Origin of the sequence: Pseudoalteromonas sp. Scap03, assembly GCF_013393115.1 — a bacterium.
Taxonomy (GTDB): Bacteria; Pseudomonadota; Gammaproteobacteria; order Enterobacterales; family Alteromonadaceae; genus Pseudoalteromonas.
In genome coordinates this window covers 1,356,401-1,376,385 of sequence record NZ_VDEU01000001.1, presented here as the reverse complement: position 1 = coordinate 1,376,385, position 19,985 = coordinate 1,356,401, and the positions used below count along the sequence as shown (strand labels likewise).

Annotated in this window: 20 protein-coding genes; 9 read left to right on the top strand and 11 right to left on the bottom strand. The window is 40.5% G+C overall.

Translation table 11 applies throughout. The features are described 5' to 3' along the window. Positions 1-192: 192 nt before the first annotated feature. The 3 genes from FHG08_RS06285 to FHG08_RS06275 form a co-directional block, all read right to left on the bottom strand. Complete coding sequence (locus FHG08_RS06285; RefSeq protein WP_178954978.1) at positions 193-1,320, bottom strand: PleD family two-component system response regulator; 1,128 nt, start codon at positions 1,318-1,320, stop codon at positions 193-195. A gap of 45 nt (positions 1,321-1,365) precedes the next feature. After that, complete coding sequence (locus FHG08_RS06280) at positions 1,366-3,360, bottom strand: ATP-binding protein (RefSeq protein WP_178954976.1); 1,995 nt, start codon at positions 3,358-3,360, stop codon at positions 1,366-1,368. 111 nt (positions 3,361-3,471) lie between these two features. Then, the gene (locus FHG08_RS06275) at positions 3,472-3,960 is read right to left on the bottom strand and encodes a GNAT family N-acetyltransferase (protein ID WP_178954974.1); all 489 of its coding nucleotides are present in this window, start codon (positions 3,958-3,960) and stop codon (positions 3,472-3,474) included. 88 nt (positions 3,961-4,048) lie between these two features. On the opposite strand from FHG08_RS06275, the gene FHG08_RS06270 reads away from it, so the two are divergent. The 6 genes from FHG08_RS06270 to FHG08_RS06245 all read left to right on the top strand — a co-directional run bounded on the left by FHG08_RS06270 (position 4,049) and on the right by FHG08_RS06245 (position 9,440). Beyond that, positions 4,049-4,618 (top strand): glutathione peroxidase, encoded by a 570-nt coding sequence (locus FHG08_RS06270; protein ID WP_138608063.1) that lies wholly within the window; start codon positions 4,049-4,051, stop codon positions 4,616-4,618. A gap of 75 nt (positions 4,619-4,693) precedes the next feature. Then, the gene (locus tag FHG08_RS06265; RefSeq protein ID WP_008114778.1) at positions 4,694-4,975 is read left to right on the top strand and encodes a peptidylprolyl isomerase; all 282 of its coding nucleotides are present in this window, start codon (positions 4,694-4,696) and stop codon (positions 4,973-4,975) included. Between the two features lie 69 nt (positions 4,976-5,044). Beyond that, positions 5,045-5,629 (top strand): glutathione S-transferase family protein, encoded by a 585-nt coding sequence (locus tag FHG08_RS06260; protein WP_138608065.1) that lies wholly within the window; start codon positions 5,045-5,047, stop codon positions 5,627-5,629. An 11-nt stretch (positions 5,630-5,640) separates the two neighbouring features. Continuing rightward, positions 5,641-5,991: a DUF2750 domain-containing protein gene (locus FHG08_RS06255; protein WP_008114782.1), complete on the top strand. Its 351-nt coding sequence runs from the start codon at positions 5,641-5,643 to the stop codon at positions 5,989-5,991. A gap of 88 nt (positions 5,992-6,079) precedes the next feature. Next, positions 6,080-6,760: a hypothetical protein gene (locus FHG08_RS06250; protein ID WP_138608067.1), complete on the top strand. Its 681-nt coding sequence runs from the start codon at positions 6,080-6,082 to the stop codon at positions 6,758-6,760. 106 nt (positions 6,761-6,866) lie between these two features. Beyond that, entirely contained in the window at positions 6,867-9,440 is a 2,574-nt protein-coding gene (locus tag FHG08_RS06245; RefSeq protein WP_178954972.1) for a M1 family metallopeptidase, read from the top strand. A 91-nt stretch (positions 9,441-9,531) separates the two neighbouring features. On the opposite strand, the gene FHG08_RS06240 is transcribed toward FHG08_RS06245, so the two are convergent. Further along, on the bottom strand, positions 9,532-9,897 hold the full coding sequence (locus tag FHG08_RS06240) for a hypothetical protein (RefSeq protein ID WP_008114788.1): 366 nt from the start codon (positions 9,895-9,897) through the stop codon (positions 9,532-9,534). 79 nt (positions 9,898-9,976) lie between these two features. Next, positions 9,977-10,849: a hypothetical protein gene (locus tag FHG08_RS06235; RefSeq protein ID WP_178954970.1), complete on the bottom strand. Its 873-nt coding sequence runs from the start codon at positions 10,847-10,849 to the stop codon at positions 9,977-9,979. Between the two features lie 115 nt (positions 10,850-10,964). Between FHG08_RS06235 and FHG08_RS06230 the strand changes: the two genes are divergently transcribed. The 3 genes from FHG08_RS06230 (at position 10,965) to yjjG (ending at position 13,256) form a co-directional block, all read left to right on the top strand. Next, positions 10,965-11,864 carry a phosphoribulokinase gene (locus tag FHG08_RS06230; RefSeq protein WP_008114793.1) on the top strand — a complete coding sequence of 300 codons (900 nt, stop codon included), beginning with the start codon at positions 10,965-10,967 and terminating at the stop codon, positions 11,862-11,864. A 166-nt stretch (positions 11,865-12,030) separates the two neighbouring features. Next, positions 12,031-12,570: an inosine/xanthosine triphosphatase gene (gene yjjX / locus FHG08_RS06225; RefSeq protein WP_178954969.1), complete on the top strand. Its 540-nt coding sequence runs from the start codon at positions 12,031-12,033 to the stop codon at positions 12,568-12,570. Positions 12,571-12,581: 11 nt separating this feature from the next. Further along, positions 12,582-13,256 (top strand): pyrimidine 5'-nucleotidase, encoded by a 675-nt coding sequence (yjjG, locus tag FHG08_RS06220; RefSeq protein WP_178954967.1) that lies wholly within the window; start codon positions 12,582-12,584, stop codon positions 13,254-13,256. An 87-nt stretch (positions 13,257-13,343) separates the two neighbouring features. On the opposite strand, the gene lpxC is transcribed toward yjjG, so the two are convergent. From lpxC to murC, 6 genes are all read right to left on the bottom strand, one after another. Then, entirely contained in the window at positions 13,344-14,255 is a 912-nt protein-coding gene (lpxC, locus tag FHG08_RS06215) for a UDP-3-O-acyl-N-acetylglucosamine deacetylase (protein WP_010390707.1), read from the bottom strand. A gap of 107 nt (positions 14,256-14,362) precedes the next feature. Next, positions 14,363-15,622: a cell division protein FtsZ gene (ftsZ, locus tag FHG08_RS06210; protein WP_138608075.1), complete on the bottom strand. Its 1,260-nt coding sequence runs from the start codon at positions 15,620-15,622 to the stop codon at positions 14,363-14,365. A gap of 21 nt (positions 15,623-15,643) precedes the next feature. After that, positions 15,644-16,876, bottom strand: coding sequence for a cell division protein FtsA (gene ftsA / locus FHG08_RS06205; RefSeq protein ID WP_008110678.1), 1,233 nt, complete (start codon positions 16,874-16,876; stop codon positions 15,644-15,646). Between the two features lie 13 nt (positions 16,877-16,889). Then, positions 16,890-17,651 carry a cell division protein FtsQ/DivIB gene (locus tag FHG08_RS06200; protein WP_008465294.1) on the bottom strand — a complete coding sequence of 254 codons (762 nt, stop codon included), beginning with the start codon at positions 17,649-17,651 and terminating at the stop codon, positions 16,890-16,892. 1 nt (position 17,652) lies between these two features. Further along, positions 17,653-18,573, bottom strand: coding sequence for a D-alanine--D-alanine ligase (locus FHG08_RS06195; RefSeq protein WP_010390703.1), 921 nt, complete (start codon positions 18,571-18,573; stop codon positions 17,653-17,655). Beyond that, positions 18,570-19,979 carry a UDP-N-acetylmuramate--L-alanine ligase gene (murC, locus tag FHG08_RS06190; protein WP_218648499.1) on the bottom strand — a complete coding sequence of 470 codons (1,410 nt, stop codon included), beginning with the start codon at positions 19,977-19,979 and terminating at the stop codon, positions 18,570-18,572. Before murC ends, FHG08_RS06195 begins: the two co-directional genes overlap by 4 nt. Positions 19,980-19,985 lie beyond the last annotated feature (6 nt).

Below are 19,985 nucleotides of genomic sequence, written 5' to 3'. Positions count from 1 at the left end.
ATGATTTAACACAGAGAAGAAAATGAGGAGTAAATGAGAAGCCACAATTAAAGTACAGATTTTAGTTAATCTGTAGCGCACACCTTTCGTATTTAACCTTTAAAAGACGCGACATAAAGTCGCTGCTACAAGTAAATGTATCAATCGTAGCAAGGAATTTACCCCGCGCCTCGCAGCCCGTAGCCCGCACCTTTAACCTTTCAACAATAAAGCGAGATCTTGCTCTATCTCTGCGAACGCTTTTTTAACCTGATCAACAGATTCTTGACGTGCCACCGAATTTTGAATCGTTTCGTCGACTTTTTTGTAGATAAACACTTCCTGGTCTTCATCGAGTCCCATAGTTGGGATCCGCTCTTCTAACTCCTCTTGAAGTTGTTTAAATACTTTTTCGTTATTTATCCGGCTGTCGTTAAGCAATCCAATTAAACTATGAAACTTACTGTGAACAGTACTCGCCACTTTGTTTAATCGCTCTTGCTGCGAAACCAACATTTTCTTAGTAGTAATAGCCCGCAATTGCTGTTCGGTTACACTTACAATAAAACAAATATGATCACGTATACGCCCATGCTTCTGCTCATCTTGTTCTGGCATATTCAAAATCAATAAACTGACAAGCTCGTAATTAACCAAAATACGATGAGAAAACTCATGTAACCTACCTTTGTTTTTAAGCATTTCAAATAACTCAATCACAATCGGCGAACACACACCGTTTAAAGCAAAGTGCGATTTGGTGTCGTTACATCTAAATTCAATATTACTTTGTAGACCAAATGTCTGTAAGCACTCCACTAATGCCTTACCTAACTCTTCTACATCGTTGACAAAACCGATATTTTCAACATAGTTAACTATTTGACCCATTTCACTGCTATTTGCCATAGCATCAAAAGCGGTTGAGGTAGCTTCTTTTACTTGCTTTTCAAGCTGTTGTTTTTCTATTAATACTTGATTTAACTTATTCAGCTTTTGCTTAAGCTCATCGTGCCCAAACGGTTTTACAATATAGTCTTCAGCACCTACTGAATAACCTTCCATACGTTCCTCAACTGTCCCCCTTGCCGATACAAACATCACTATAATATCTTGTGTTTTAGGGTTCGCTTTGAGCTCTTTACATACTTCGTAACCATTCATTTTTGGCATGCTTACATCAAGTAAGATAACCTGCGGCATATACTCTTCAACCATGCTCAAGCATTCCGGGCCACTCGAAGCCAGCTTAAGTTCAAAATCTAATTCTTCTAGGATTTCTTCTATTATTTCGAGGTTAAATGGTTCATCGTCGACTGCAAGAATTTTAGTTAAAGCCATAATTTTTCGTCCATATAAATCGTGTTCATTAAAACAATTCGGTTATTAGCTACTATTTTTCACTAATTGCTCATCGGCTAAATATTCATCGAGGTTTATTTCCAAAGGAACCTGAATGCTAATGGTTGCCCCACCAAGTTCGTTATTACAGGCTTTTATAGTTCCTTGATGTAAAGAAACAAATTCACGGCACAGCGTAAGTCCTAATCCTGTCCCCCCTGCGCCACTATTTGTTTTGCTACTTTGCACAAATTTTTGAAAAACAGTTTCAAGCTCGTCTTCTGGTATACCTATTCCGCTGTCTATTACTTCAATATTTGCACAACCATTGTCTGTTTCCAATGCAACTTCGATAGTGCTATGTTCTTCGCTAAATTTTAATGCATTACTCAATACGTTTCTAAGTACCTGATTAATTTGCTCTTCATCGCATTGTGCTACAACTGGTGGGTTATCTGATTTAAATGCAATCTTAATATCTTTTTCTATGGCAATCCCAGCAACATCATCAATGCTTGTTTTAACAATAGTCGTTAAATCGCATGCTCGCGGGTTAAATGGGAATTTACCTACATCTAATTTCGACAAATCGAGTAGATTGTTAAGTAATGACAGTAGCCTTTGCCCACTTGATTCTATTCGGGTTAAATATTTTAAAAGTTTATCTTTACTAAAATCATCATCTTGAAGCTTACTGATACCAAAGCGTGAAAAACTTAGTATAGAATGCATAGGGGTTCTTAGCTCATGTGACATATTCGCCAAAAACTCTGATTTGCTTAAATTAGCTGCTTCAGCAATGTTTTTCGCATGCTCAAGTTGCGAAGTCCGCGCTCTGACCTGCTCTTCTAAAAGATCTTTGGCCTCAAGTAATAAATCTTCTTTTTGTTTTAAATGGGTTACGTTTTTAAAAATAACCGCTAATGCTATTTCACCATGATGATCAATTTCATTAAACGAGCCGACAAGTGGAATTTTACTGCCATCTTTATTGACTAGGTGTAAGTCGCAACTAAATTGCCGATTACTGTTTAAAGTCAATATTTTATCTTTTATTGCCTTTACTGAATCGTCATCTAAAAAGTGAAATAACGAGTGAGCAGTGAGCTTTTTAAACGGTAAATTAAACAGCTTTAAGCACGCGTCGTTAGCCTCTACTATTTTGCCTTTACGTTCAAAAAGTAAGATTGGATCGGGAGTATTTTTAAAAATTACTTGCAGCAAACTGTCTTTTTCAATAAGTACATCGACTGTATCTTGTAGTCTTTCAACTAGCTCTGCGTTATGACGTTTTAGCAATTCGGTTTGCCACAACTTATGTACTGCTTGTAATAACACATTGTCGTCGAGCGGCTTAATTAAAACGTCTTCAACACCTTGGCGAATTGCTTCAATCATAGAAACCTGAGCAGGACGCGAGGTTAATAATAAGCAGCGGCTATGCGGCTGTATCTGCTTAAGGCTGGTAAATATATCTAAGCCGAGCCCTTCTTTTAAACTAAAATCACTAATTAAAATATCAATCATTCTGAGTTTGGCAATATTAAGTGCCTCATCATGATTTGTAGCTGTGTATACCTCTATATGTGCACCCACTAAACTACTTTTTAGCATTTCTAAACGCTCACTAACATGATCAACCAACAAAATTGTAGGCAGTTTAAAAATATGATCAGGTCCTATTTCTAATAGATCTTCAATAAATGAAGTGATTTCTTTATTAGAAAAAAATGGATAAATAATAGTGGCATCTGGAACAAGCTCGTTTAATTTACCAAATGCATCAAGCAATTCACCACTTTCAGCCTTGGGAGCTAAAAGTAAAAATGATTGTCGGGTCGCTTGTTTTACCAACGAAGCAACCAGATTTGTTGGTGTCCCTTGTGAAAAGGCAAGCATATCGTACGCATCTATGTTGCTGCTTTGATCAAACATAGAATAATGAACTAATTCAACTTCACAACCAATTAGCTCAAGCAGTACTTTTAAGCGCATAGCAATCATGCTACTGCTATCAATAATAAGTATTTTTTGCGCCATTTATGTACACTTTTAAGAATTAATTAAACACCTTTTCAGCATAGTATAGAATTTTTGGTTTGGCATAATCGTCTACATAAATGTAATTTTTGCTTGCCTATGATTGTGGGATTACATTAAATGCTTACCAAAAATAGTCAGGCTGTACAGCTGGTTATCCATCCTTGCAACATTGGGCAACTCTCCCCATACTGCAAAATCAAAATGCTTAAATAATTTAATGCTTGGTTCGTTATGGCTAAAAATAAATCCGAGTAACACTTCAATATCGAGCTTTTTTGCTTGTTGTTGTGCAAATTGCATCAACTTTTTACCCAACCCTTTTCCTTGGGCTGCTGATGTAATGTAGATGCTTAGTTCAACGGTGCCATCGTAAGCTGGGCGCCCATAAAACGATTTATAACTAACCCAGGCTAATACTTGGTCATTTTCGCAGTAAACAAAAATAGGTCTTTGAGCTGTATGGCTATCAAACCAAGGTTGTTTGTCAGCAACGGTTACTTCTTCAGTATCGGCGGTTACCATTCGACTAGGGATAGTTTCATTATAAATGGCAACAATAGCAGTTAAATCATCAGGTTTAGCTAAACGTATAGTCATAGAAAATAAGTAAAATTGATCAATTTCGCCTATAGTAGCGTATGATAAGTTACATAAACACCCATCAAATCGCGTTCAAGGTAACCGCATGATAAGAAAATTAATATTCGGATTAACACTGGCTCTAGGCTGTGTATCTGTAACCACCAATGCAGCAGACACTAATAGCCCTTCAGCAAAGACAGATACCTGCGATGACTTCACAAATGTGTCACTGAGAAAGCTTCGTTCAACCGAAACGCTTAATCTATGTGAATTTAAAAATAAGCCACTGTTGATTGTTAACACTGCCAGCAATTGCGGCTTTACTTCTCAGTTTGAAGGGCTAGAAACGCTATACAAAAAATATAAAGAGCAAGGCTTGGTGGTGCTCGGTTTTCCATCTGACGATTTTTTTCAAGAAGAAAATGACGAAAAAGATACGGCTAAAGTCTGTTATGTAAATTACGGCGTTACCTTTCCCATGTTAGCCACCAGCGCAGTGCGTGGCAGCGATGCCAACCCTATTTTTAAGCACTTAAATGCAAAAACTAGTTCACCTAACTGGAATTTTTATAAATACGTGGTTTCGGCAGATCGTCAAACCGTGACTCGCTTTAACAGCCGCGTCAAACCCGATTCAGCAAAATTAGAAAGCGCCATCAAAAGTGCATTTTAATTTTGTGTTTTCAGTTTAACCTTACTAAGATGTTGCTTAGTAGATAAAAAACTAAACTTATAAATAGGAGATTTTATGGCAGTAGCAAGTGCAAGGCACATACTCGTAGACAGTGAAGCACAATGTTTAGACCTTAAAGATAAAATTGAGCAAGGTGAAGACTTTGCAGAGCTGGCTAAATTGCACTCTAATTGCCCTTCAGGTCAAGATGGTGGCGCATTAGGTGAGTTCGGACCTGGTATGATGGTTCCTGAGTTTGATAAGGTGGTTTTTTCAGCGCCACTTAACCAAGTACAAGGTCCTGTTCAAACACAGTTTGGTTACCACTTATTAGAAGTAACCAGCCGCTCAGAGTAAGCAAATCGATTTACTAATAAAGCCGCATTAGCGGCTTTTTATTTATGTGGAGTTGGCAAAAGCCCCAATATGCAATTACTTGGCTCTATTTCTTCCCCTTATGTTCGCCGTGTCAGAATTTGGGCACAACAAAATAACTGTGAGCTTGAGTTTATAAATCTCGACATTTTTTCAAGCGATGATCGTTCTTTAATGATGTCGCACAACCCGGCAGCTAAAATCCCTATCTTAATTGATGGCTCGCTTAACTTAAGCGACTCAAACAATATACTGCGTTACTTACTTGAAAAAACACAGCAGAACCCGTTAACTTGGCCGCAAGAGCATTTTTTAACTAGCATCAATGCCTGTAACGATTCATTGGTTGAATTATTGTTATGTCATCGTTCTGGGTTTGACACGCAAGCTGATAAACTATTTTTTAATCTGCAAAATGAGCGAATTGCGCAAACATTAGACTATTTAAATGATCATTTAAACGATGATGAATTTAAAAGCTGTGAATGCCTCAACATCAGTTTATACTGCTTGCTAGATTGGATCTGCTTTCGTGAACTCACTGATTTTAGCGCGCAATCGCAGTTAGTTAAGTTTTATGAAGCGTTTAGTCAGCGTCAAGCGGCTAAAAATACCAACCCTCGACTCAAATTTTAAAAGGTGAACACATGAGCGATATCGAAATTGAATCACAACTAGTTAGCTTTGTAGAAAAAGTACGTGTTAGTGAGCAGATCTGGGCACTGGGTGCACAAGATGGTGGCTTTGTTGTATGTGAATCAAATCAGTTTGATGACACCGATGTACTTTTACTGTGGGAATCAGAAGACGCAGCAAAAGAGCAATGTAAAGAAGAGTGGAAAGACTACAGCCCAGTAGAAATCAACCTAGATGAATTTTTAGATGATTGGGTTGAAGACCTTAAATCAGATGATGCATTGGTCGGTTTAAATTGGAATGACGATCAAGTGTGCGTAGAAATTGAACCAGTTGGTTTAGCTCGCGCTTTAAGTGAATAAGTTTTAACTGTTTATTTGCTGGCACACCCCCAATTAACAACAACGATTAGTTGGGGTATAAAATAATAAAAACTGTCAAGGTACTGCGTTGAAAACCCATCTTGGTCGTCGTCCATTCTCAGCTATGGAGTTACATACGCTCTATACCGGATATATTTATAGTGATACTCGGCTTGCCCGCGAACAAGCTAAGCACTGGCACTTTTGGCTGCCTTTAATTGCGTACTACAGTGGCGCTTATAGTGATGAAATTGGCCATTTAACCCTAGATGACTTGGTGGTTAAAAATAACATTCTCTGCTTTAGCTTTCATACTCATGGTAAAATTAAACCCCGTTTAATTCCTGTACATAACGCCCTTATTAAGGCCGGACTTAATGATTATTTAGCCTACGTAAAAGCGCAAAAACACACACGTTTACTGTTTGACCTCCCAGCAAAAACAGGACGCTACAGTGAAAAAGTACGCATTTGGTTTTCAGGCGAGGGCGAACGTGCGGGGTATTTGCAAAAATGTGCAATTCCTTCCGTGGATCAACTCGGAATGAAAACCGCGATTAGTAGTTTGCGGCTTAACTTTGAGCAGCAAATTCGTATTTATGCCCTGCAAGCAGGCTCTAAAGACTGCTTCAATTACTTAATGGGCTTTAATGATTACTCTGATGAGCATTTTGCCGATACCAAATTGCTTAATACCGTTTTACAACAAATTCGTGTTATCAATTCCTACACCCATTGGCAGCGGTTTTTAGCACGAGATAGCCACTGACAAACTTTGTTACTCTTTTCCTTATTGTTGTTCGCTTACTCTAGCAAAAAAAGCTGTTAGGATGGAGTGTACTCACTCTTCTAACAACAAAAATCTAGGGATAACTATGTTTTTTAAAAGCCTCTTAACCGTGAGCGTTGCGCTTGCGATAAATGCTGCTAACGCTAATGAATTCGTCATTGAAAAGCTCGCAAAGCCAAGTTCACAAAAAGTCGCTTTAACGCTCGACCCAAGTCAGGATACTTTTACAGGAATGACTGAAATCAGTTTGGAGGTGCTTAAACCAACACGCTATATTGAACTCAATGGTGTTGATTACGCAACCAAAATGGTTCAACTATTGGGTGAGCAAAACTGCGACTTAAACAGCGAAATGCTTAAAACCGGTAAAGTTAAATTTAGCTGCGAAGAGCAAATTCAGCCGGGTAAATACACTTTAAGAATTGATTTCTCAGCGCCATATAATCGCCAAAGTGTGGGGCTATATAAAACCCTAGATCAAGGCGTTCCTTATCTTTTCACCCAATTTGAAATGAGCGATGCCCGTCGAGCGTTTCCTGTATTTGACGAACCAAGCTATAAAATTCCATTTCAGTTAACTATTACCGCCCCCACGTCACAAAAAGTGTATTCAAATACACCTGAGTTAAAAACGACGGTGAATGGCGATATGACTACCCATTACTTTGATAAAACGCCACCAATTCCATCATACTTAGTAGCTATGGCTGTAGGCCCGTTTGAAGAACTAGAAATTAAGGGTATGCCAATTCCTGGCCGTGTGATTACTCCACAAGGTAAAATTCATTTAGCACAGTATGCAAAAGAGAATATGCCTAAAGTATTGGGCGCACTTGAAGAGTACTTTGGTATTCCTTACGTGTATAAAAAATTAGATTCAGTGGCTGTTCCAGAGTTTCCGTTTGGGGCAATGGAAAATTCAGGTTTAGTGACTTACCGCGAAGATATTCTTCTGGTTGATTTAGAAGCTGCAACGCGTAGTAAAAAGCAACGTAATGTCTCTATTATTGCCCATGAATTAGCTCACCAATGGTACGGTAACTTAGTGACTATGAAGTGGTGGAACGACTTATGGTTAAACGAAGCGTTTGCTAGCTGGATGGCAGCAAAAATTACTAAGCAACTTAACCCTGAGTTTGAATCACACCTAGATTTACCACAAAACAATGTAATGGCGTTAGATGCTCGCTTAAGCACTAAGCCAATTCGTAAACCAATTAAAACTGAAGCCGATATTATGGACGGTTTAGGCCTTGCATACAGCAAAGGCAGCTCAGTACTGGCGATGGTTGAAAATTGGATTGGTGAAGACGCATTTCAAGCTGGTATTCAAAATTACTTAAAAGAGTTCTCATATAAAAATGCCGAAGCCGCCGATTTATGGGAAGCACTCGGTAAGGCTTCAAATAAAGATGTGGCGAGTGTTTTAAAATCATTTATTGAACAATCATCATTTCCTTTAATCAAGGTTGATCAGCAAGGTAAAACTATCACCATTTCGCAAAGCCGTTTTGCTAATGCCGGTGTTGATGCTCCAGCCCAACTTTGGAATGTACCCGTTGCCATTAAGTACGGTAAAGGCGATAAAGTAAAAACTGCCAGTGTATTACTTAATAAACAAAACCAAACGCTAGAGTTAGATTTTGAGCCAGAGTGGATATATCCAGACCAAGGTGCGCTAGGTTACTACCGCTGGGTCATGGACGATGCGCAATTTAACGCACTAATTGATAATGCAGCGAGCGTATTAAACGACCGCGAGCGCCTTGCATTGTTATCAGCTACTGACGCCTTACTTGACGCAGGTATAATTTCTGCGGCTAAGCTGATGCAAACGCTTGAAGTATTTGCCAGTGATAGTCATCCACGCGTAGCTAACACTGCTTTAGGCTATTTAGCGTCTCAGCAGCGTACCTTTAAAGACGATAGCAATAAAGATTTATGGCCTACATTTATTCAAAATGCAGTCATGCCTGCCGCTAAAAAATATGGCCTAGAAGCAAAAATGGGGGAAGATGGCGCTGTTGCTCAACTGCGAGCTGCGGTGGTATCACGCTTAGGCTTTGATGGTGAAGATAAAAATGTGATCAATAAAGCTAAGCAGCAAACAGCCGCTTACTTAAAAGATCCGCAAAAAGTAGACCCTTATTTAGCGGGTACTTACTTACGTCTTGCGGCTTTTCATGGTGATAAAGCGCTGCTTGATCAGTTTATGGCAACCTTTAAAACCACTAAAGATCCACAAGTTCGTACCAATATGTTGGCAGCAATGGGTTATTTTGGTAAACCTGAACTCCAAAAAGCAGTGCTTGCATATAGCTTAACCGATGAAGTAACCGCTTCTGATATGCGTACTATTTTATCGGGGCAAAGTTACACCGATGAACGCCAAGCACTCTTTATTGATTGGATATATAGCAACTACGATAAAGTAACAGCAAGTTTGCCACCATTTTTTGTGCCTAACTTACCTTACTTTACTACTGCTAGCTGTGATGCTGAAAGTTTAGCGACAACGCAAACGTTCTTTGACGCTAAACTTGATGACGTACCTGGCTATGCGCGCACATTAAGTAAGCTTGCAGAAAGTACGAATGACTGTATTGCACTTAAAAACCGTGAACTCAAATCAGTAAATAGCTTTTTGAATAGTAAATAAACTAAAGGTTAAAGGTTAAAGGTTAAAGGCTAAAGGTTGAAGGTTGAAGATTTTATCTTGCACCTTTTGCCTTTAGCCCTGCACCATTCTATTAACCACCAATAATCATCGTTAGCTTAGCTATAAACTCTTTTGCCGCTTGTTCAGAGTTAATTTTAAAAGCGACACCATAATGAATAGGCTGTGCGCTTTTATAAATACGAGTGGGAAAACGGGTCATTTCACTACTATGAAAATAGCCTTGAGTACGCACAACCCCATCAATATCAGTAAAGTCATCACTAAACACTTCAAATGCAGGACGGATCACAATTTTACCTTTCCCCGTTTCGGCATGGGTGTAAAACGCTTCTTTAGAGTTTGCTAGCATATACTCAGCAATGTTTTTTATTTTAAAATTACTTCTACACTCTAGTTTTATCAGCTGCTCTGTTAACTCGTCTGCGCTAAATGCCACGTGACTTTCCTTTTTATTTAATAGTTAGGGTCAGACTAACTCATGCATGAGTGAAAGTCCGAAATTTATTATTTAGTGTTTATTTAACACTACATACAAACGCTAATTGCTGATTTTTATAACTCAACCGGCTAATTTCAGTATCGCAATATTGGCTTAAATCGAGCCATTGAGATATATCAGATCCAGCTGTTAATTTTCGTTGATAAATACGGTTTTTAACTGCGTAAGCAATAGTATTTTCATCTTTTAAGATGAAGTCTTGTACTTGGTTTGGCAGCCTAAGGATGTTGCTGACCTGCTTGGTTTGAGGGTCAAAACGGGCTAACTGGTGCTGGCCATTTTTACTATGACTAAATAAAAATTCACTTTGCGATTTATCGTAAATAAGTGTGCGACCAATGTTATTTGCAACAACTTCACCTTTAGCCGCAACAACCGAGGTATATTGTAATGTATGTGGCTCACCTAAAATAAACATCACTAAATCGTTGTTATTACCCCAAGCGTGGTAGCCCACAGGCTCAATCCAATCAAAAATACGACTTGGCGCCTGCTCTGTGCTCAGCGGATATTGCCATAACTTTTGTTTGCCATCTTCTTCAACCACGATAGCAGATAAACTATCACCACTCGGTGTTACTGTTGGCGAATACTCACTTACAGCTGTATTGGTGATCATGGAGGTTTGTTTTGATGATAAATCGTAAAGCGCAATATCAGTTTGGCTCTGATTATTACTGATTACCTCACGCGTATAATAAAGGCCCGTGTCGGTTAAATAGGGCTGATTGTTGTAGCTGGTTTTATCACTAACAATGCTTACGCGTATGCCATGCGGAGTATTTAAATCGGCAAGCAGTATTTGACTTTTAGGCATATTTGCCTGGGCAACGCCCAATGTTAAAGCATTAATTGTTATTAGCCCTAACAACGGTTTGATCAGTTTCATGCTTTCTCTCGTTTTAATTTTAAGCACCTCATGATAACGTTATTTACTGATGACGTCACTTGACCTAGCTTAGTAAGGTCTTTATAACTAACGGGTCATAAAAAAGAGAACAAACATGTCAGCTAAACACCCTATTATTGCAATCACCGGCTCATCTGGAGCAGGCACTACAACCACCACCAATGCCGTGAAGCATATTTTCCGCAGCCTCGATATCAATGCTGCATTTATTGAAGGTGATAGCTTTCATCGTTACACACGTCCTGAAATGGACAAAAAAATTCGAGAAGCCCAACAAGAAAGTAAACACATAAGTTATTTTGGCCGAGAAGCCAATGACTTTGGTGCATTAGAAGACTTATTTACCAAGTATGGTGAAACAGGCGAAGGTAAACTGCGCCGTTATTTACATACCTTTGATGAGGCCGTGCCTTATAACCAGTTACCTGGAACATTTACTCCTTGGCAAGAGCTTGAGCAAAATACAGATTTAATGTTTTACGAAGGCTTACATGGCGGCGTGGTCGACGAAGATCATGATGTTGCTAAGCATGTTGATTTACTCATAGGCATGGTGCCAATTATTAACCTTGAGTGGATCCAAAAGCTTATTCGCGATACCTCAGAACGCGGCCATTCTCGTGAAAAAGTAATGGACTCGATTGTACGCAGTATGGATGACTACATTAATCATATAACGCCGCAGTTTTCTCGTACTCATATTAACTTTCAGCGAGTACCCACCGTTGATACTTCCAACCCATTTAGCGCAAAAGATATCCCCTCCCTTGATGAAAGCTTTGTTGTTATTCGCTTTAGGGGCATTGATGACGTTGATTTCCCGTATTATTTACGCATGATTGAAGGGAGCTTTATGTCGCGGATCAATACGCTTGTAGTACCCGGTGGCAAAATGGGACTCGCTATGGAGCTAGTGCTTACGCCACTGATCAAAGATATTATTTTGAAAAAACGCGCCTTAGCAAAATTAGCCCCACCTGAAATTCCTATTTAAGTGTATCAATAATCTGTTAGAGACTTTTTGGTTTAGAAGATCTAACACATACAATGATCCTATGGAGCTGATCATTTCTTTTATCAAGTGATCGCAAATACATTCTGCTCTTTTTTGTTTAGTCTAACTCACGTACACTGCTGATTTTAAGTATGATGAGAGTAGTATGTCGCAAGTCATGAAAATTGTTGTCGGGTCTAAAAACCCAGTAAAAGTAAATGCCGCTAAACACATTTTTGCGATGTATTTCCCTGAGCATTTAATTGAATGTAGTGGCGTTCATGCACCTTCAGATGTACCCGATCAACCAATAGGCGAAGAACAAACGTGTTTGGGTGCACAGAATCGAGTTAACTACTGTAAAGCACAGCATCAAGCAGACTACTACATAGCGATGGAAGGCGGCGCAGCGCAATTTAGCTATGGTGCAGCAACCTTTGCCTATGTTGTTATTGATGACGGCGCACAGCAAGTTACAGGACGAAGCAGTAACTTACCTTTGCCTTCTGTTTTTTATAAAGCATTGCTGCAAGGTGAAGAGCTCGGAGATGTGATGGATAAGGCTTTTAATACCACCAATATTAAGCAGCAAGGGGGTGCTATTGGTTTATTAACTGATCATCATGCAACACGAGAAAGTACCTATACTCAAGCGCTGACTCTCGCCATGGCCCCTTTTCTTAATCCCACTTTATATAATCAATAACGGATGTTTTAATGAAGTATAACTACGTATTATTTGATGCCGACGAAACCTTATTTAGCTTTAATGCCTTTGCTGGCTTACAAAAAATGTTGGCTGCTTATGACATGGATTTTACCAAAGCAGATTATGACCATTACCAAAACACCAATAAGCCACTATGGATTGCCTATCAAAATAACGAAATTACCGCAAACCATCTGCAAGTAACTCGTTTTAGTGAGCTGGCAAATAAACTTGATGTACCAGCCCAGCAGCTCAATGATGATTTTTTATCGGCAATGGCTGAAATTTGCATGCCTTTACCCGGTGCGGTTGAATTATTAAACGCCCTTAAACCTCATGCCAATTTAGGTATTATCACTAATGGCTTTTCTCAGCTGCAAGCACGTCGTTTAGCGCATACTGGGCTGCAAGATATGTTTGATTGGCTGGTAATTTCTGAAAAAGTAGGTATTGCTAAACCTGCAAAAGAGATATTTGAGCACACCTTTAATTTAATGGGGAATCCACCTAAAGAACAAATTTTAATGGTAGGTGATACCGCCAGCAGTGATATTCTTGGTGGACGAAATGCAGGCATAGACACCTGCTGGTTACAGCACCCTGGGGTAATCTTACCTGAAGGTATTAAGCCAACGTACCAAGTCACTGAGTTAAAACAGTTACAAACTATTTTAGGTCTGTAATACCTGACTGGTTGTGGTTACAAACAGCCAAAAAAAATGACGCTAATAAGCGTCATTTTTTATAACTGTATGTAAGCGATTAACTGATTAGGCGTTTGCTAATTCAAGGCCGGGTGCAGGCATCGAAACAGGTGTTTCAAAGGTTGCCCACTCCCATGCTGACTCGGTTGCCATAATTTTGCGTAGTAACTTGTTATTTAAATCATGACCTGATTTAAATGCAGTTACTTTACCTAAAAGGTTATGACCTGTCATAAACATGTCACCTACACAGTCTAGTATCTTATGCTTGACGAACTCGTCTGGGTAACGCAGACCGTTTGGATTTAAAACTTTAAATTCATCAAGTACCACTGCACTATCCATGCTACCACCTAGTGCAAGGTTATTAGCATGCATGTATTCAATATCTTTCATAAAGCCAAAAGTACGCGCACGGCTAATTTCTTCAGTGAAGCTTTGTGCGGTAATATCTAAGCCAATGCGTTGGCGGCTTTCATTAATTGCAGGGTGATCAAAGGCAATTTCAAAGTCGATATGGAATCCGTCGTAAGGTTCTACTTCGGCCCATTTGTCGCCTTCTTCAATACGTACTTTTTCTTTAATACGAATGAAACGTTTTGCAACATTTTGCTCTTCAATGCCGCCTTTTTGTAATAAATAAATGAATGGCAATGCACTACCATCCATTATTGGAACTTCTGAGCTATCAAGTTCAACAATTAGATTGTCGATACCCATGGCCGCAACAGCTGCAATTAAATGCTCAGTAGTTGATAAGCGAACACCATCTTTGTTAATTAAACAGGTACACAATTGCGTATCACCAACGGCTTCAGGTGTTGTTTCAAAATCAACAACCGGATCAAGGTCGACACGACGAAATACAATCCCAGTATTTGCGCTCGCAGGTCGGAGAGTTATTGTGACCTTCTCACCTTTATGAAGTCCAATTCCTATGGCTTTGACTACTTGTGCAATCGTACGCTGTTTAATCATAGGTTCGCTCACTTTAAGTATATATTACAGTTAGACGGCGGAGTGTAACATAAATACGGTATAACTACAATATTTGTTCACATTTCGCACAAAAGTACTGTTTTTAATTAGTCTGCTTGTTTACGTAAAAAAGCAGGAATGTCGAAATAATCGCCACCCTCAGACTTATCTGTTTTATTAGCACTACTTGACGACGTATTCGTTGCTGAACTTGAAGAGCTAGTCGATGTGCTGCTTTGCTCTTTTGATTCAGTTTGCGATGTCGTTGCAGGCTCTTCAGTCGTGTTTGTGCCTTGGCTTGCAAAGCTAGGTACGTACATGCTGCTGCTTGTTTGTGTGCTTGAGCTAGTTACATCAGAGCCTGACGCTTTTTTGAAACCGTTATCTACAATACCAAACTGTGGACGACGATCGCCCCCTAAGCCGGTTGCAACCACGGTTACACGTAGCTCATCCGTCATTTCTGGGTCAATTACCGCGCCAACAACAACCGTTGCGTTTTCAGACGCTAGCGCCTTAACGTGATTACCCACAATTTCGAATTCTTCGATCGCGATATCCATACCCGCAGTAATGTTAACCAAAATGCCTTTAGCACCGGTTAAATCTACGTCTTCTAAAAGAGGGCTTGAAATAGCAGCTTCTGCTGCTTCTTGTGCACGATCAGGACCCGACGCAGATGCTGTACCCATCATCGCCGTGCCCATTGCAGACATAACTGTACGTACGTCGGCGAAATCCACGTTAATTAGACCCGAGCGAGTGATTAGCTCAGCAATACCTTGTACCGCACCGAACAATACGTCATTTGCTTTAGCAAATGCATCCAGTAAAGTTGTTCCTTTACCCAATACTTTTAGTAACTTGTTATTTGGAATAGTGATTAACGAGTCCACAATTTCAGATAATTCGCTAATACCTTGCTCTGCAGCAGCGGCACGCTTTTTACCTTCAAAATCAAACGGACGGGTTACCACAGCAACAGTTAAAATGCCCAGCTCTTTAGCAATTTTAGCCACGACTGGCGCAGCACCGGTACCTGTACCGCCGCCCATACCTGCCGCAATAAACACCATATCAGCGCCCTCAAGGCTAGCACGAATGGTTTCGGCGTCTTCTTCAGCCGATTCACGACCTACTTCAGGGTTAGCCCCCGCACCTAACCCAGAGGTTATTTGCGTGCCTAATTGTACTGTTACATCAGCGGCTGAATTACGTAATGCTTGCGCATCCGTATTGGCTGCGATAAAACGAACGCCTTCTATTTGTTGTTTTACCATGTGCTCAACTGCGTTACCGCCGCCACCGCCTACACCGATTACTTTTATTACAGCTTCTTCGCTGTGTTGTTCCATTATATCAAACATATTTACTCTCCGACTTGAGTACTAAAACTCGCCTTGAAACCATTTTGTGATGCGGTTCCACCAATTATTATTATCATCCGCTTTCGACTTTTGTGCATTCATCGACTGCATAGTACGCCCGTATTGTAACAAACCTACAGCGGTTGCGTACGATGGATCATCAACATAATCAGTTAAACCTACTACACCAATTGGTTTACCTATTCTTACTGGCATCTGAAAAATATCTTCAGCCACTTCCATTGCGCCAGTCATTTTAGCAGTTCCGCCAGTAATGACGAGACCTGCTGCAATTTGGTCTTCTAATCCTGAGCGACGAATTTCTTCCATCGCCAGTTCAAATAATTCTCTAAAACGTGGCTCAACCACTTCAGACAACGTATGCCTAGACATCAGTCTTGCTGGTCGCCCACCTACGCTTGGCACTTCAATCGTGTCTTCGCTGCTCGCCATTTGGCTACTTGCACAGGCATATTGTACTTTGAGTGACTCTGCATGTGATATAGGTGTGCGAAATATTTTTGCAATATCACCGGTTACTTGGTTGCCCGCCACCGGAATAACCGCAGAATGACGCAGTGCACCATTAATATAAATAGTGATATCCATAGTACCACCACCGATATCTAGCACCGCAACACCTAGCTCTTTTTCATCGTCCGTCAGTACGGAGTAACACGAGGCAAGTGCAGTGAATATAAGTTGGTCAACTTCAAGCCCACAACGTTCAACACATTTTTCTATATTTTTAGCCATGTCATTGGAGCAGGTAATAATGTGTGCGCGTGCTTCCATACGCACACCACTCATGCCGAGTGGGTTTTTAATCCCCTCTTGCATGTCAATGCTGTACTCTTGTGGCAAGGCATGCAACATTTTGCGTTCAGCTGAAATTGGTACTGAGCGAGCAATATGGATTACATTTTCAATGTCTTCATCGGTTACTTCAGTGTTATTAATAGCGACAACACCGCTTTCGTTCTGACATTGAATATGTTTGCCAGAAATACCCAAATAAACCGAGCTAATACGACAATCAGCCATCAATTCAGCTTCATCAATTGCGCGGCGAATAGACTCAGACACTAAATTTAAATCGTTAACGCCGCCTTTATCCATTCCATAAGATACTTGGCTCCCCACGCCAACAATGCTGAGCTTGTTATCTGTGGTGATTTCACCGACCGTGGCCACTACTTTCGAAGTGCCTACGTCTAATCCAATCACTAGGTTTCTTTCTGCTGACTTAGTCATGCCTTACTCTTTATTATAATTGCTGTTCTTGCATTGGCTTATAGCTCACTGCAAGGCCGGTATCGTAGCGTAAATCAATTGCATCTATCTGTGCATCAGCACGTTGTTCTATGCGTGAATAAACGTCTATAAAACGCTGTACACGCTTGGCTTTATCCTTGCGCCCTAAATTTAAACGCACGCCATTATCTAACCAAAGTTGCCACGAAAACCGCTCAGATAGCGCAAGGCTAGTGAGCGTTAGTGCATTTACTTTAAGCATTTCATCAAACTGTTTAAACGCTACCCATGCTTCTTTTTCACTGCCTTCTGGCCCATATAACTGGGGTAATGTGGCACTTAACTTATCACTTTTAGCCTCAAACGCATCGCCGCTTTGGTTAATCAATAAATCACTGTTCCAGTGAGCGACTGCTTGATGCTCTACCACGTAAACTTGGATAGTATCAGGCCATTGCTTTCTTACCGATACCGTTGCAACCCAAGGTAGTTCTTGCACTAAATGCTGAACATGCTTTACGTTTAACTCAAAAAAGCTACTTAAGTCCGCTTTTTTTATCGCGGTAGTTATTGCTTTTTCATCAGTGTATTTGGGACTCCCCAACACCGTTAGATGCTTAATTTGCGCATCTTTATTTGCAACTAACCAATGGGAAACCCCATTGGTTATTTCAATTAACCCAATCACCACAGCCAGAAAAAAGCTCACTCCAAAAATCAGCGACCAGTTAAGTTGCTGTTTTAGTTGCTGCGCTTTCTCTAAAAAGGGATGCATATTAAAGGGTTTGCTCCAAAATGCGAACAACTAATTGCTCAAAACTTGCCCCATTGGCTTTTGCAGCCATTGGCACCAATGATTTTTCTGTCATGCCTGGCACTGTATTTACTTCCAACAAGTAAAATTGGCCTTGCTGATCTTGCATTGCATCGACGCGACCCCAGCCACTTGCACCCACCAAATCAAACGCATCGAGTGCCATTGCTTGTAGTTTTTGTGTATCCGGTTGTGATAAATCAGCAGGACAATGATATTGTGTCGTACTTGACTGATATTTAGCTTGGTAGTCATAAAAACCATTTGGCGTGCTCATTTCAATCACAGGTTGTACTTCATCACCAAGCACCGTAATTGTAAATTCGCGCCCCGAGATCCACTGCTCTACCAATACTTGGCTGTCGAACTTAAATGCATTGCTGAGCGCATCTTCAAGCTCTTCTGCAGAGCTTGCTTGTGCCATACCAATACTTGAGCCTTCGTGCGATGGTTTTACCATCACTTTTTTAAACTCATCGATAATTGCTTTAGCATCAAAGCCTTTTTTAGCATCAACTACCGCATAAGGTGCTGTGCTTAAGCCTGCCGACTTAAACAAGTGCTTACAACGAATTTTATCCATTGCTAATGCTGAACCCAGTACATTACTGCCGGTGTAAGGCAAGTTCATAAACTCTAAAGCACCTTGTACTGTGCCATCTTCACCACCTCGGCCATGCAGCGCAATAAAAACGCGATCAACGTTTAAGTCTTTTAATTCCCACAATGAACGATTTTGAGGGTCAAACGCAATCGCATCAATGCCACAGGCAAGAAGTGCATTAAGGACTGCTTGACCAGATTTTAATGACACGTCGCGCTCTGCTGAGTTTCCACCTAGCAGCACCGCTACTTTACCGAACTGGGAACTTACCTGTGTCATACTTCACCTTGCTTTAATTTTTCTATCGACATATTTGTTGCTGCTAAACTTTTAACTAGCTGACCTATGTTACCTGCGCCTTGCGTAAGTACTAAGTCATTATTTTGTAGGCAGTTAGCAAGTACACCTGCAAGCTCTGAGCTTGAAGCCACATGCAATGGCTCTTTGCCACGCTGGCGTAAACTGCGGCATAAACTCTTACTATCAGCGCCCACTATCGGCTCTTCGCCTGCACTGTAAACATCAAGCAATAGCAACTGATCAACCTCGGCGAGTACTTTCACAAAATCTTCGTATAAATCGCGAGTACGAGTATAGCGATGCGGCTGATAAACCATCACTAAACGCTTATCAGGCCAGCCTTCTCTCGCTGCGGTGATGGTAGCTGCCACTTCTGATGGGTGATGACCATAGTCATCTACTAACATCACATTACCGCATTCGTTTGCAAATTCACCATAATGCTGAAAACGACGGCCAATGCCTTCAAAAGTATCTAATGCCGCTAAAATTGCATGATTAGCTATGTTTTGATCTTTTGCCACCGCAATCGCTGCGGTTGCATTTAAGGCATTGTGTTTACCTGGCATATTTAACTTGGCGGTTAAACTCTCGCCTTGTTTATTAGTAACAGTAAATTGGCATGTATTGGCTGTTTGGCTAAATTCACTCATTCGATAGTCAGCATCTTGCGATTCACCATAAGTGATCACCGGACGACCAAAGCGAGGTATTAATTCTGCGGCAACGTCTGAATCTATACACACTACAGCTAGCCCGTAAAACGGCAGGTTATGAATGAATTCAACATAAGTATCTTTCATTTTTTCTAAGCTGCCGCCGTAAGTTTCCATGTGATCTTCTTCAATATTAGTGATCACCGATACCATAGGTTGTAAATGCAAAAATGAAGCATCGCTTTCATCCGCTTCAGCGATTAAAAAGTCGCTTTTGCCTACTTTAGCATTGCTGCCAGCACTATTTAATAAACCGCCAATAATAAAGGTTGGATCGAGCCCTGCTTGTGCATAAATACTGGCAATTAAACTGGTTGTTGTGGTTTTGCCATGGGTACCGGCAATAGCAATACCATGACGAAAACGCATCAGCTCAGCTAACATTTCTGCACGGCGAACCACCGGAATACGTGCAGCTTGCGCGGCTTGAATTTCAGGGTTTGTTTTATCAATTGCACTTGAAACCACCACCACATTAGCGTCTTTTACATTATTTTCATGATGTCCAATAAATACTTCAGCGCCCGCTTGAATTAAACGCTCGGTCATGGCGCTATGCGCTATATCTGAGCCAGTAATACGGTAACCTTCAAAAGCCAATACTTCTGCAATACCGCCCATACCTGCACCACCTATTCCTACAAAGTGAATAGTTTCAATGCGGCGCATCGCAGG